Consider the following 12,887-nt stretch of genomic DNA (forward strand, 5'->3'; position numbering starts at 1 on the left):
ACGGAAGCGGTACGGCTCCGAGGGTCGTCGCCCCCGGAGCCGGGAGGCCCGCCCGGAGCCGTACCGCCCCTCCCGTCCGTTCTTTTCCTCTCCCGGCCCGGCGGCCCGGCCCGTTCCTCAGACCGTGCGGTTCCGGGCCGCGAGGAGCCCCACGGCCAGGGCCGCCGCGCAGACGCCGAGGACCGCGCAGATCGGCGGGGTCCAGGAGCCGGTGGCCTGGTGGAGGGTGCCGGCGGCCAGCGGGCCCGCGGCGGCGAGCAGATAGCCGACCGTCTGGGACATCCCCGAGAGCCCGGCCGCGGTCACCGCGTCCCCGGAGCGCAGCACGATCAGGGTCAGGGCGAGTCCGACCGCGCCGCCCTGACCGACGCCGAGAAGCGCCGACCAGAGCCAGGCGCCCTCCACCGGCGCCGCCATCAGACCGGCGTAGCCGGCCGCGACCAGCGTGGTGACGAGCACGATCAGCGGGCGCTGGCTCCGCATCCGCCCGGCGAGCAGCGGCACCACGAAGGCACCCGCCACCTGCACCAGGTTGTTGAAGGCGAAGACCACGCCGGCGGTGGAGCGGTCCATTCCGTGGTCGACGAGGATCGTCGGCATCCAGGCGATCAGCACGTACGTCCAGAGGGACTGCAGGCCCATGAAGAGGGTGACCTGCCAGGCGAGCGCCGAGCGCCAGACGTTCACCGGGCGGGCGCCGCCGGCCGGGACGGCCCGTACCGCGTGCCCCGTACGGCCGCGCGCGATCAGAACCTGGGGGAGCCAGGCGAGCGCCGCCACCGCGGCGAGCAGCGACCAGAAGCCGAGGGAGGCCTCCCAGCCGCCGCCCAGGGCCTTCTCCAGGGGGACGGCCGCCGCCGCGGCCACCGTGGCGCCCGTGATCATCGCGCCCGTGTAGACCGAGGTCATCGCCGCGGCCCGGTCCGGGAAGTCGCGCTTGATCAGGCCCGGCATGAGCACGTTGAGCAGGGCGATCGCCGTTCCGACGAGGACCCCGCCGCCGTACAGCGCGTACACGGACGGCAGGACGCGCACGAGGACGCCGGCGCCGAGCAGCAGGAGCGCCGCGAACAGCACGCGTTCGGCGCCGAACCGGCGGCCCAGCCACGGCGCGACCGCCGCGCCCGCGCCCAGGAAGAGCACCGGCACCGAGGTGACGAGCGAACTCGCCGCCGCGGAGAGCCCGAAGGCGGCGGACATCTCGCCGACCAGGGGCGCCACGCTCGCCAGGGCGGCCCGCATGTTGAGCGAGGCCAGCACGATCCCGACGAGGAGCAGCACCGGATGCGCGAGCAGGGCGCGCCGGGCCGCCGCCCCCGTCACCGAGGGCCGGACCCCGGCCTCCGCGTCGACGAGCACGGGCGCCGCCGCACCCGCCTCCGTACCGGACGTACGCGGTCCGGGCGCGGGGGTTCCGGACGTACGCGCTCCGGACGGACCCGCTCCGGACGTACGTGCTCCGGTGCTCATCGGGACCGCCCCGTCAGCGCCGCGACCGTCTCCATCGGCGCCCGCAGCAGTTCGCGGGCCCGGCGTTCCGCCGTCTCCGGGTCGCCCGCCTCGACGGCGGCCACCAGGGCCTCGTGGGCGTCGATGTCGACCGGCGGCATCTCCCGGTCGCCGAGCGCCTCCACCAGGACCTCGTGGACCTGGGCGGAGAAGAAGCGGTACACCTCCACGAAGGCCGCGTTGTGGGTCGCGCCGACGACCGCCAGGTGGAAGGCGAGGTCCGCGTCGGCGTCCCGGTCGCCCTCCTCCCGCAGGGTGGTCAGGGCGGCCCGCAGCCGCAGCAGGTCGTGGGTGTCGCGCCGGGCCGCCGCGAGCCGGGCGGCCTCGGCCTCCAGGGCGACCCGGAGTTCGAGCACGTCGGCCGCGCCCGCGTGCCGGACCCCGCGCAGGACGGCCGCCGGGTCCGCGGCGGACCGGACGAAGGTGCCGTTGCCCTGCCGGGACTCCAGGAGCCCGGCGTGGACGAGGACCCGGACGGCCTCGCGGACGGTGTTGCGGCCCACGCCGAGCTGTTGCGCGAGTTCGTGTTCGGTGGGGATGCGGTCGCCGACCGCCCACTCCCCGCCCGCGAGCTGACCGCGGAGCTGCTCCACCGCGGAGTCCACCAGCGAGGTCCGCCCCGCCGCCCTGAGTGCCATGCCGTTCCGACCTCTCCATTCGCCCTGTTGCCCGGTCATCCTACAACTCAGCATCCCGAGGACACGGAGCTACTGTGGGGCCGTACGCGGACCGCACACCCCCACCACCCTCGGGAGTCAGTCATGTCAGACCGCTTCGACGTCGTCGTACTCGGAGCCGGCCCCGGCGGTTACGTCGCCGCCATCCGCGCCGCCCAGCTCGGCAAGCGGGTCGCGGTCGTCGAGGAGAAGTACTGGGGCGGCGTCTGTCTGAACGTCGGCTGCATCCCCACCAAGGCGCTGCTGCGCAACGCCGAACTCGCCCACATCTTCAACCACGAGGCCAAGACCTTCGGCATCAAGGTCGACGGCACCGTCTCCTTCGACTACACGGAGGCGTTCCGCCGCAGCCGCACGGTCGCGGACGGCCGCGTCAAGGGCGTCCACTACCTGATGAAGAAGAACGGGATCACCGAGTTCGACGGCCGGGGCACCTTCCTCGACGCGAACACCCTCCAGGTGGCCGCGTCCGACGGCACCACGCGGACGATCTCCTTCGACAACTGCGTCATCGCCACCGGCGCCACCCCGCGTCTGCTGCCGGGCACCTCCCGCACCGACCGCGTCGTCACGTACGAGGAGCAGATCCTCGCCGAGGACGCCCCGAAGTCGATCGTCATCGCCGGCGCCGGCGCGATCGGCATCGAGTTCGCGTACGTCCTCAACAACTACGGCACCAAGGTCACGATCGTCGAGTTCCTCGACCGCATCGCCCCGCTGGAGGACGAGGACGTCTCCAAGGAGCTGGCGAAGCAGTACCGCAAGCTCGGCATCGACGTCCTGACCTCGACCCGCGTCGAGACCATCGACGAGTCCGGCCCGCAGGTCCGCGTCACCGTCACCGGCAAGGACGGCGCCCAGAAGGTCCTGGAGGCCGACAAGGTCCTCCAGGCGATCGGCTTCGCCCCGAACGTCACCGGCTACGGCCTGGAGAACACCGGCGTCGCCCTGACCGAGCGCGGCGCGATCGACGTCGACGGCCGCTGCCGCACCTCCGTGCCGCACATCTACGCCATCGGCGACGTCACCGCGAAGCTGATGCTCGCGCACACCGCCGAGGCCATGGGCGTCATCGCCTCCGAGACCATCGCGGACGCCGAGACGATGGAGCTCGACTACCCGATGATCCCGCGCGCCACCTACTGCCAGCCGCAGATCGCCAGCTTCGGCTGGACCGAGAAGCAGGCGCGCGAGAAGGGCTTCGACGTCAAGGTCGCGAAGTTCCCCTTCACCGCGAACGGCAAGGCGCACGGCCTCGGCGACGCCACCGGCTTCGTCAAGATCGTCGCGGACGCGAAGTACGGCGAGATCATCGGCGCCCACCTGATCGGCCCCGACGTCACCGAGCTGCTGCCCGAGCTGACCCTGGCCCAGCAGTGGGACCTGACGGTCCACGAGGTCGCCCGGAACGTCCACGCGCACCCGACCCTGGGCGAGGCCGTGAAGGAGGCGATCCACGGGATCGCCGGACACATGATCAATTTCTGAGGCGCCTCCCGCGCCCCGACGGGTCCGGGTGATAGGCACTGAGAGGTGCCGAGCGAACGGGCGCCGTACGAGAAGGCGCCGAGCGGAACCCCTCCGGGTGGCGAACCGTCCCGGCCGATCAGGTCGTGGGTGCGTTCGTCACCCGGCACGCACGTGTGGCTGGCGGTCATCGCGCTCACCAGCCTCGTCCTCGCACTCGCCCCCACCGGCGTCGAGGACTACTTCCTCCACGGCAACAGCAGCAACCTCCACCAGCTCGCGCACCATCCGGTGCGGGCGCTGATCGGCAGCGCGTTCTGGATCGAGGACCCGGCCGGCATCGTGCTGTACGCGGCGCTCTTCGAGCTGCTGCACGCCCCCGTGGAGCGGTGGCTCGGCACCGCGAAGTGGCTCTTCGCCGTCGCCGCCGCGCACGTCACGGCGACGCTCGTCAGCCAGCAGGTGGTCCTGGCGGCCATCCGCCTCCACGACGTCCCGCGCAGCATGGCGCACGTCGTCGACATCGGGGTCAGCTACGGACTCGCCGCTTCCGCGGGCGTCCTCGCCCACCGCCTCGCCCGCCCTTGGCGCTGGTTCTACCTCGCGGGCGTGACCGCGTTCTTCGCCGTCCCGCTCGTCACCGACCGCACGTACACCGACCTCGGCCACGCGATCGCCCTGGCCGTCGGCGTCGCCTGCCGTCCGCTGACGCGCGGAAAACCGGTCGCACACGAACAGCGACCCGGCGCACACTAGTCGTACGGGGGACACGGGGGATCTCCCGGAGGAGAGGGGCGGCCGCTTCGAGCGCGCGGACTCGGTCCGCGCGGGCCGCCCCCCTCCTTTTCGAACGCTTCGGGCCGGCTCAGCCGGCCAGCAGTCGCTCCAGGACGACCGCGATGCCGTCCTCCTCGTTCGAGGCGGTCACCTCGTCGGCCACCGCCCGCAGCTCCGCGTGCGCGTTGCCCATGGCCACGCCGCGGGCCGCCCAGCCGAACATCGGGATGTCGTTGGGCATGTCGCCGAAGGCGATCGTCTCCGCCGCCTTCACGCCCAGCCGGCGCGCGGCGAGCGAGAGGCCCGTCGCCTTGCTGAGGCCGAGCGGGAGGATCTCCACGATGCCGGGGCCCGCCATGACGATGTCCACGAGACCGCCGACCGTGGCGCGGGCGGCTCGGGTCAGCTCGTCGTCGGTCAGCGTCGGGTGCTGGATGTAGAGCTTGGTCAGCGGCGCCGACCACAGCTCCGACGGGTCCTCGTACGGCACGTACGGCAGCGGACCCTCGTGGACCCGGTAGCCGGGGCCCATCAGGACCTCGCCCTCCAGTCCGTCGCGGCTCGCGGCGAGGGCCAGCGGACCCACCTCGGCCTCGATCTTGGACAGGGCGAGCCCGGCGAGCTGCCGGTCCAGGGTCAGCGAGGTCAGCAGCCGGTGCTCACCGGCGTGGTAGACCTGCGCGCCCTGCCCGCACACCGCGATCCCCTCGTAGCCGAGGTCGTCGAGGATGTGCCGGGTCCAGGGCACCGCCCGGCCGGTGACCACGATGTGGGCGGCGCCCGCCGCCGTCGCGGCGGCGAGCGCGTCCCGCGTACGGTCCGAGACGGACTCGTCGGACCGCAGCAGCGTCCCGTCGAGGTCCGTCGCGACCAGGCGGTAGGGGAAGGGGCTCACTTGGCGATCGGCTCCAGGACCTCACGGCCGCCGAGGTAGGGCCGGAGCACCTCGGGCACCCGCACCGAACCGTCGGCGAGCTGGTGGTTCTCCAGGAGCGCCACGATCGTGCGCGGTACGGCGCACAGCGTGCCGTTCAGGGTCGCCAGCGGCTGCACCGTCTTCTTGCCGCCCTGCTCGTCGCGCATCCGGACGGAGAGGCGGCGGGCCTGGAAGCTGTCGCAGTTCGACGCCGAGGTCAGCTCGCGGTACTTGCCCTGGGTCGGGATCCACGCCTCGCAGTCGAACTTGCGGGAGGCGGAGGCGCCGAGGTCACCGGTGGCGACGTCGATGACCTGGAACGGCAGCTCCAGGCCGGTCAGCCACTGCTTCTCCCAGTCCAGGAGGCGCTTGTGCTCGTCCTCCGCGTCCTCGGGCGCGACGTACGAGAACATCTCGACCTTGTCGAACTGGTGGACGCGGAAGATGCCGCGGGTGTCCTTGCCGTACGTGCCGGCCTCGCGGCGGAAGCAGGGCGAGAAGCCGGCGTACCGCAGCGGCAGCTTGTCGGCGTCGATGATCTCGTCCATGTGGTACGCGGCGAGGGGGACCTCGGAGGTGCCGACGAGGTAGTAGTCGTCCTTCTCCAGGTGGTACACGTTCTCCGCGGCCTGGCCGAGGAAGCCGGTGCCCTCCATGGCGCGCGGACGGACGAGCGCGGGGGTCAGCATGGGGATGAAGCCGGCCTCGGTGGCCTGGGCGATCGCCGCGTTGACCAGGGCCAGTTCCAGGAGCGCGCCGACGCCGGTCAGGTAGTAGAAGCGCGAACCGGAGACCTTGGCGCCCCGCTCCACGTCGATGGCGCCGAGCGCCTCGCCCAGCTCCAGGTGGTCCCTGGGCTCGAAGCCCTCGGCCGCGAAGTCGCGGATGGTGCCGTGCGTCTCCAGGACGACGAAGTCCTCCTCGCCGCCGACCGGGACGTCCGTGTGGACGATGTTCCCGAGCCGGAGCAGCAGGTGCTTGGCCGTCTCGTCGGCCTCGTTCTGCTCGGCCTCGGCGGCCTTGACGTCGGTCTTGAGCTGCTCGGCCTTCTGCAGGAGCTCGGCGCGCTCCTCCGGGGTGGCCCTGGGGATCAGCTTGCCGAGCGCCTTCTGCTCGGATCGGAGCTCGTCGAAGCGGACGCCGGACGACCTGCGCCGCTCATCGGCGGAGAGCAGGGCGTCGACGAGGGAGACGTCCTCTCCACGGGCGCGCTGGGAGGCGCGAACACGGTCGGGGTCCTCACGGAGCAGGCGAAGGTCAATCACCCCACCAGGCTACCGGTGCGCGTTCGCGCGACCCCACCGGATAAGGGTGCGTGCGCCGTTTCGCCCGAATTGCCGCATCCGGAAATGCCGGGCGCGGGGCGAACGCATTTAGTTATCCACAGGCTGTGTGGAAGATCTGTGGACTATGGAAAGAGTCCCAGGCTTTTCCCTCTCTCCGCCTGGGAAATCCGTGATCAAACCGCATCGAGACACTCATTCGGGTGGGAATCCCTCACTCCGAAGGGTGGGTCTGTCGGGGGATGCTGACGGAGGCGCGGGAGGAGCGCTGTGGATGGCGTTCTGGCCGAAGGGGAGTGACTGGGGTGATTTGTCGACCTTGCCGGAGTGCGGTGTCGACTTGTCCCCAGGTTCGGTGGAATACCTGTGGATAACCTCTGTGGGTAACTGAAAAGTATGCAGGTAGGACTAGTGGTTCGCACCTGTGGACGACCGCGCACGCTTCCGAGGGCGATCCGCCATTCTCGGGTCAGGCCCGACCGTCCTGGGCCCTCGCCAACCAGTCGGAGGCCGCCATGAACTCCTCGTCCGAAGTGCCGCGCCGCAGCGCCCGCACGTCCTCGACCGCGACGCCCGCCCTCGGGTACGAGCCGAGGAACCGCACCTTGGGGCACATCCGCTTGAGCCCCATCAGCGCCTCGCCGACCCGACGGTCCGCGACGTGGCCCTCGGCGTCCACGGCGAAGCAGTAGTTCCCGATCCCCGCCCCCGTGGGACGGGACTGAATCAGCATCAGGTTCACCCCGCGCACCGCGAATTCCTGGAGCAGCTCGAGGAGGGCACCCGGATGATCGTCACCCAGCCACAGCACCACCGAGGTCTTGTCCGCGCCCGTCGGGGCCGCGGGCCGGGCCGGCCGGCCCACCAGCACGAAGCGGGTCTCGGCGTTCTCCGCGTCGTGGATCTCGGTGACCAGCGCTTCGAGCCCGTACGTCGCCGCCGCGAACTCCCCGGCGAAGGCGGCGTCGAAGCGGCCTTCCCGCACCAGCCGGGCGCCGTCCGCGTTGGACGCGGCCGACTCCCACACCGCGTCGGGCAGGTGCTTCCGCAGCCAGTTCCGGACCTGCGGCTGCGCCACCGGGTGGCCGGTGACCGTCTTGATCTCCGAGAGCTGGGTCCCGGGCCGCACGAGCAGCGCGAAGGCGATCGGCAGGAGCACCTCGCGGTAGATCACCAGCGGCTCGCCGGAGGCCAGTTCGTCCAGGGTCGCGGTCACCCCGCCCTCGACCGAGTTCTCGATCGGGACGAGCGCGGCGGCGGCCTCCCCGTTCCGTACGGCGTCGAGGGCGGCCGGGACCGAGACCATGGGGACGAGTTCCCGTGTCGCGGCCTCGGGAAGCGTGCGCAGCGCCGCTTCGGTGAAGGTGCCTTCGGGGCCGAGATAGGTGTACCGGGTGGCGGACATACCGTCACCCTAATGGTCCCCGGGGGCCGCCGAAGGCCGTCCGCCGGATGCCGCTCCCCGTCGGCGGCCGTCCGCCGGCGCCCTGTCCCGTCACCCGTACACCGGCGCCCCGCCCGGTCGGCGCCCGGGCGTTCCGCGTCGTTCGCCGCCCGGGCGGTCTCACGCCTCCAGGAGGCGCTGGCCCACGTACTCGCCCTCGGCGGGGCCGCCCGGCACCGCGAAGAGGCCGCTCGACTCGTGGCGGATGAAGGGGGACAGCGCGTCGCCCCGGTCGAGCTTGCGCTGGACCGGGACGAAGCCCCGGAGCGGGTCCGCCTGCCAGCAGATGAAGAGCAGACCGGCGTCCGGCGTCCCGTCCGGGCCGATGCCGTCGTGGAAGGAGAACGGCCTGCGCAGCATCGCCGCCCCGCCGTTCTGTTCGGGGGCGGAGATCCGGGAGTGGGCGTTGTCGGGGATGACCGTCCCGCCGTCGGGGCCGCGCCTGTCCAGGTCGAGCTCGGTGGTCTCGGTGCCGCCGGTGAGCGGGGCCCCGTCGGACTTCCGGCGCCCGATCACCTTCTCCTGCCCGTCCAGCGGCAGCTTCTCCCAGTCGTCCAGGAGCATCCGGATCCGGCGCACCACCGCGTACGAACCGCCGGCCATCCACTCCTGGGCGCCGGTGGCCCCGGCCGGCACGAAGATCCGCCGGTCGAAGTCGGGGTCGGCGGGCTTCGGATTGCGGGTGCCGTCGACCTGGCCCATGAGGTTGCGGGTGGTCATCGGCCGCGCGGTGGCGCCGGCCGAGCGGTTGAAGCCGTTCATCTGCCAGCGCACCCGGGCCGCGTCCCCCGCGTCCTTCTGGACGGCGCGCAGGGCGTGGAAGGCGACGAGGGCGTCGTCGGCGCCGATCTGCACCCACAGATCGCCCTCCGAGCGCCGGGGGTCCAGGGCGTCCGAGGAGAAGGCCGGCAACGGGTCGAGGCCGGCGGGGCGCCGGGCGGCGAGCCCGGTGCGGTCGAAGAAGGTGCGGCCGAAGCCGAAGGTGACCGTGAGGGAGGAGGGGCCCGCGTCGAGCGCGACCCCGGTGTCCCCGGCCGGGGCCTCGCCCGACATCAGCGTCTTCGCCGTGGCCGACCAGCGGCGCATCAGGGCGACCGCCTCCTTGCGCCCGGCGCCCGGAGCGAGGTCGAAGGCGATCAGATGGCCGCGGGACTGGAGGGGGGTGGTGATGCCCGCCTGATGTTTCCCGTGAAACATCACCTCGGTCGAGCCGACGGTGGTGAGGGCCGCCGGGCCGCCGGAGCCGTTCGCGGCGGCGGTGCCGTCGCCGGACACGGCCGCCGAGATCCCGGCGCCGCCGGCCACGCCGACGGCCAGACCGGCCGCGCCCGCCGCACCGACGGTGCCGAGCAGCCGCCGCCGGGAGATCTCGACCCGGGGGGTCTCGGGGCCGGAGGTGCCGGTCCGGGAGGGCCTGGGGTTGTCGCGCTCGGTGGTGTCGCTCTCGCTCACGGGGGGTCAGCCGATCTTCACGTTCTTGTCGATGGTGGTCTGGTCGATGTCGGAGGTGCGGACGGTCACCTGGATCCGCCACTCCCCGGGCATCGGGATCTGGACGCCGCTCGCGCTCCAGTGTCCGGCCTGGATGCGGTCGGGCGCGACGGGCAGCGGGCCCACGGCCTTGGCCTCCAGGGTGAGGGCGACCTTGATCTCGGGGACGTCCAGCGGCTTGCCGTCGGGGCGCTCGACGTAGAGGTGGAGCCCGTTGGCGCCGGTGCGGCCGGGGTCGAGGCTGAGGCGGACGACGCCCTTGCCGTCGGCGCCGCCGGTGTCGAAGGGCAGCCGGATGTCGACGGGCCGGTCGGGCACGGCGGCCGGACCGGAGGCGGCGGTGGACCGTCCGGCCTCCTCCTCGGTACGGCCGGGCTCGGTCGCGGTGAGGACGGTGGTCACGACGAGGAGGACGACGGCGACGGCGGCCTCGGTCAGCACCGAGCGGCGCAGTCCGGACCGCTCGGGGTCGGCGTCCCGCTCCCGCTTGCGCCGCGCGGTGGCGACGGCGGCCCGCTGCCGGGCGAGCTGGGCGGCCCGCTCGGGGGCGATGCCGGGGTCGGCGCCGGGGCGGGTACCGGCACCGGAGTCGGCACCGGAGTCGGCACTGGGGTCGGCGTCGGGGCGGGTACCCGCCCCGGGGTCGGCGTCGGGCGCGGTTCCGGAAGCCGTGTCGGCCTGTTCGGCCGCGTCGGCCTCGGAAGCCTCGCCGCTCTCGGTTCCCCCTACCGCCTCCTCGTCCTTCTCCTCCCCTTCTTCTCCCTCGTCCGCCTTCTCCGCCGGGGGCAGGTCCGCGAGCCGCTGGGTCCAGCGGCGGGAGATCCAGGCGATCCCGACGAGGACGCCCATGAGGCCGATCTTGACGAGGAGGAGCTGTCCGTAGCGGGTGCCGGTCAGGGCGGACCAGGAGCCGACCTGGCGCCAGGACTGGTAGACACCGGTGGCCACGAGGACGGCCACGGAGGCGAAGGCGACCTTGGAGAAGCGTTCGACCGCGGCGCGTTCGACGGAGGGCGTCCGGTAGAGGGCGACGAGCAGCACCGTGAGGCCGCCGAGCCAGGTGGCCACGGCGAGGAGGTGCAGGATGTCCACGGGCATGGCGATGCCCGGCTGGATCCCGGTCGAGGCGTGCTCGGCCAGGGCCCAGGTGCCGGCGATCCCGGCGGCCACCACGGTGCCTCCGATGCCCAGGCCGAAGACGAGGTCCTTCTTCTCCTTCGGGTCGGTGCGCCGGGTGTAGGAGCCGAAGAGGACGGCCACGAAGAGGGCGGCCGCGCCGAGCAGCAGCAGCCGGGAGGTGAGCGCGGCCCCGGTCTTCGTCTCCAGGACGCTCTTCAGGCCCGCCAGGTCGAAGGCGTCGGCGAGTTCGCCGGAGCCGGTGTACGGGTTGCGCAGGAGCAGCATCACCAGCGTGGCGCCGGTGAGGGTGAGCCAGGCCCGCACCACCGTCCGCTGCACCGGGCGGACGCCCGCGCCGCGCGGCCAGCAGACCAGGACGAAGGCGCCGCCGCCGACGAGGACGGCGAAACCGGCGTACGAGAGGTAGCGCGCGATGCCGTAGAGGGCGCCGACGAGCCCGCCGCCGGGCTCCCGGTCCGGCAGGGCGACGGAGGTCGCGGAGGGGGCGCCGATGGAGAAGGTGAAGGCGCCGGCGATGGGGTGGCTGTCGGCCGAGACGGTCTGCCAGGCCACGGTGTACGTGCCGTCGGGCAGTCCGGCGCGGAGCTCCACCCCGTACCGGACGATGGAGCCACTGCACAGGTCGCGTATCTCGCCGGTGTCGGCCCGCCGCCCCGCCGGGTCGAGGACCCGGATGGAGTCGGCGCTCATGGCGACCTGCTCGGAGAAGGTGAGGTTGACCTCCTTGGGGGCGGTGGCGACCACCGCCCCGTCCTGCGGGTCGCTGCCGGTGAGCGCCGCGTGCGCGGAGGCGGGCGCGGCGCCGGCGAGCAGCGTGCCGAGGAGCGCGGCCGCGAGGATCAGCAGCCGTGCCAGGGCGGTACCGAGGCGCGGGGCGGTGGTTGTCATCTCTGGGTCACTCCGTCAGTCCTGTGCGAACCGGCTCTGTGTGAACCGGCTCCGTCCGAACCGGTCCTGTGCGAACTCCGTCAACGCGTTCAGTGCTGCTTCGGGTTGTGGTTGGCGGCCTCGACGGGAAGGTCGACCTTGATCGGGTCGGACTTCTCGAAGTGGAGCTCGACGCTGACCCTGTCGCCCTGCTTGGGCTTCTCCTTCAGCGTCATGAACATGATGTGGTTGCCCCCGCGTGCCAGGGAGAGCTTCCCGTTCGCGGGGATGTCGAAGAACTTCACCTCCTGCATCTTCTGGTTCTTCGTCTCGTGGATCGTCACGTCGTCCGAGATCGGGCTGGTGACGGAGGTCAGCCGGTCGGCCGTGTCGCCGTCGTTGGTGATGGTGAGGAAGCCGCCGGCCATGTCCATCACCGGCTGCGGCATGAACGCGCCGCTGACCTTCAGATCCGGCTTCCCGTCCCCGGCCGCGTCGGACGAGGACGAGCACCCGGTCAGCGCGAGCGAGGCGGCGAGCGCCACGGCGGCGGACAGGGCGGTGGTGCGGCGGTTCACGGGTTCTCCCCCTTGACGAGCTTCGGCAGGTCCTCGGCGTACTGCTCGGCGGTCGTGTCCTCGCCGTACAGGACGTAGCCCTGGTCGGTGGTGGGCGAGAAGGCGATCACCTGGGCGCCGTGCATGGAGACGACCTTGCCGTCCTTCTCCTTCTTCGGCGGGTCGATGCCGATCCCCATCTGCCGGGCCCCCGCCTGGATGGCGGAGAACTCGCCGGTGAGGCCGGTGAACGACGGGTCGCCCGCGGCGGGCAGCCACTTGGCGAGCTCGGCGGAGGTGTCCCGCTCGGGATCGGTGGTGACGAAGACGACCTGGAGCTCGTCCTGGTCGGCCTTGGGGAGCTGCTTCCTGGCGATGGCGATGTTGCTCATCGTCATGGGGCAGACGTCGGGGCAGTGCGTGTAGCCGAAGTAGATCAGGGTCGGCTTGCCCTTGGTGCGCTCGCGCAGGTCGTACTTCTCGCCCTTGGTGTCGGTGAGGACGAGCGCGGGCTTGTCGTACGGCCGGTCCAGGACGGTCGCGGCCACGGTGGAGTCGGTGCCGCCGGAGACCTGGGCGACGGGACCCTTGCCCGTGCCGGAGGTCTTGCCGTCACCGAGGCCGACGGCCGCGGTGATGCCGATCGCCGCGACGATCGCGGCGGCGGCGATGACCAGCGGGGTGCGCCGGCCGGGGCGGCCCGGACGAGCCGGACCGCCCTGGGACTCGGGGGTGTGCGTCTTCTGTGCGGACATGCTG

Annotated in this window: 11 protein-coding genes; 2 read left to right on the plus strand and 9 right to left on the minus strand. The window is 72.5% G+C overall.

The genetic code is table 11. The annotated features are described in order from the left end of the window. Positions 1-117 precede the first annotated feature (117 nt). Positions 118-1,359 carry a CynX/NimT family MFS transporter gene (locus ACIQKA_RS17280; protein WP_402541419.1) on the minus strand — a complete coding sequence of 414 codons (1,242 nt, stop codon included), beginning with the start codon at positions 1,357-1,359 and terminating at the stop codon, positions 118-120. 107 nt (positions 1,360-1,466) lie between these two features. Next, positions 1,467-2,147 carry a FadR/GntR family transcriptional regulator gene (locus tag ACIQKA_RS17285; RefSeq protein ID WP_383149445.1) on the minus strand — a complete coding sequence of 227 codons (681 nt, stop codon included), beginning with the start codon at positions 2,145-2,147 and terminating at the stop codon, positions 1,467-1,469. Between the two features lie 123 nt (positions 2,148-2,270). Between ACIQKA_RS17285 and lpdA the strand changes: the two genes are divergently transcribed. Together lpdA and ACIQKA_RS17295 are read left to right on the plus strand one after the other, a co-directional pair. Continuing rightward, complete coding sequence (gene lpdA, locus ACIQKA_RS17290; protein ID WP_383149443.1) at positions 2,271-3,674, plus strand: dihydrolipoyl dehydrogenase; 1,404 nt, start codon at positions 2,271-2,273, stop codon at positions 3,672-3,674. A 129-nt stretch (positions 3,675-3,803) separates the two neighbouring features. Beyond that, positions 3,804-4,409, plus strand: a complete 606-nt coding sequence (locus tag ACIQKA_RS17295) for a rhomboid-like protein (protein WP_402541420.1) — start codon at positions 3,804-3,806, stop codon at positions 4,407-4,409. Between the two features lie 109 nt (positions 4,410-4,518). On the opposite strand, the gene ACIQKA_RS17300 is transcribed toward ACIQKA_RS17295, so the two are convergent. The 7 genes from ACIQKA_RS17300 to ACIQKA_RS17330 all read right to left on the minus strand — a co-directional run bounded on the left by ACIQKA_RS17300 (position 4,519) and on the right by ACIQKA_RS17330 (position 12,883). Then, on the minus strand, positions 4,519-5,325 hold the full coding sequence (locus ACIQKA_RS17300; RefSeq protein ID WP_383149441.1) for an HAD family hydrolase: 807 nt from the start codon (positions 5,323-5,325) through the stop codon (positions 4,519-4,521). Continuing rightward, positions 5,322-6,611: a serine--tRNA ligase gene (gene serS / locus ACIQKA_RS17305; RefSeq protein ID WP_383149439.1), complete on the minus strand. Its 1,290-nt coding sequence runs from the start codon at positions 6,609-6,611 to the stop codon at positions 5,322-5,324. Before serS ends, ACIQKA_RS17300 begins: the two co-directional genes overlap by 4 nt. Positions 6,612-7,098: 487 nt before the next feature. Next, positions 7,099-8,034 carry a prephenate dehydratase gene (gene pheA / locus ACIQKA_RS17310; protein ID WP_383149437.1) on the minus strand — a complete coding sequence of 312 codons (936 nt, stop codon included), beginning with the start codon at positions 8,032-8,034 and terminating at the stop codon, positions 7,099-7,101. A 159-nt stretch (positions 8,035-8,193) separates the two neighbouring features. Next, positions 8,194-9,441, minus strand: coding sequence for an iron uptake transporter deferrochelatase/peroxidase subunit (efeB, locus tag ACIQKA_RS17315; RefSeq protein ID WP_383149528.1), 1,248 nt, complete (start codon positions 9,439-9,441; stop codon positions 8,194-8,196). A gap of 90 nt (positions 9,442-9,531) precedes the next feature. After that, complete coding sequence (locus tag ACIQKA_RS17320; protein WP_402541421.1) at positions 9,532-11,592, minus strand: copper resistance CopC/CopD family protein; 2,061 nt, start codon at positions 11,590-11,592, stop codon at positions 9,532-9,534. A gap of 89 nt (positions 11,593-11,681) precedes the next feature. Further along, complete coding sequence (locus ACIQKA_RS17325; RefSeq protein ID WP_383429893.1) at positions 11,682-12,149, minus strand: copper chaperone PCu(A)C; 468 nt, start codon at positions 12,147-12,149, stop codon at positions 11,682-11,684. After that, positions 12,146-12,883: an SCO family protein gene (locus ACIQKA_RS17330; RefSeq protein WP_383149433.1), complete on the minus strand. Its 738-nt coding sequence runs from the start codon at positions 12,881-12,883 to the stop codon at positions 12,146-12,148. The genes ACIQKA_RS17325 and ACIQKA_RS17330 overlap by 4 nt, the downstream gene beginning before the upstream one ends. Between the last annotated feature and the right edge of the window lie 4 nt (positions 12,884-12,887).

The organism is Streptomyces sp. NPDC092045 (genome assembly GCF_044756005.1).
Taxonomy (GTDB): Bacteria; Actinomycetota; Actinomycetes; order Streptomycetales; family Streptomycetaceae; genus Streptomyces.

Bases quoted from the DNA above. Each gene is read 5' to 3' on its own strand.
- ACIQKA_RS17320 (WP_402541421.1), bottom strand. From the start codon at position 11,592: ATGACAACCACCGCCCCGCGCCTCGGTACCGCCCTGGCACGGCTGCTG.
- lpdA (WP_383149443.1), top strand. From the start codon at position 2,271: ATGTCAGACCGCTTCGACGTCGTCGTACTCGGAGCCGGCCCCGGCGGT.
- ACIQKA_RS17330 (WP_383149433.1), bottom strand. From the start codon at position 12,883: ATGTCCGCACAGAAGACGCACACCCCCGAGTCCCAGGGCGGTCCGGCT.
- pheA (WP_383149437.1), bottom strand. From the start codon at position 8,034: ATGTCCGCCACCCGGTACACCTATCTCGGCCCCGAAGGCACCTTCACC.
- ACIQKA_RS17285 (WP_383149445.1), bottom strand. From the start codon at position 2,147: ATGGCACTCAGGGCGGCGGGGCGGACCTCGCTGGTGGACTCCGCGGTG.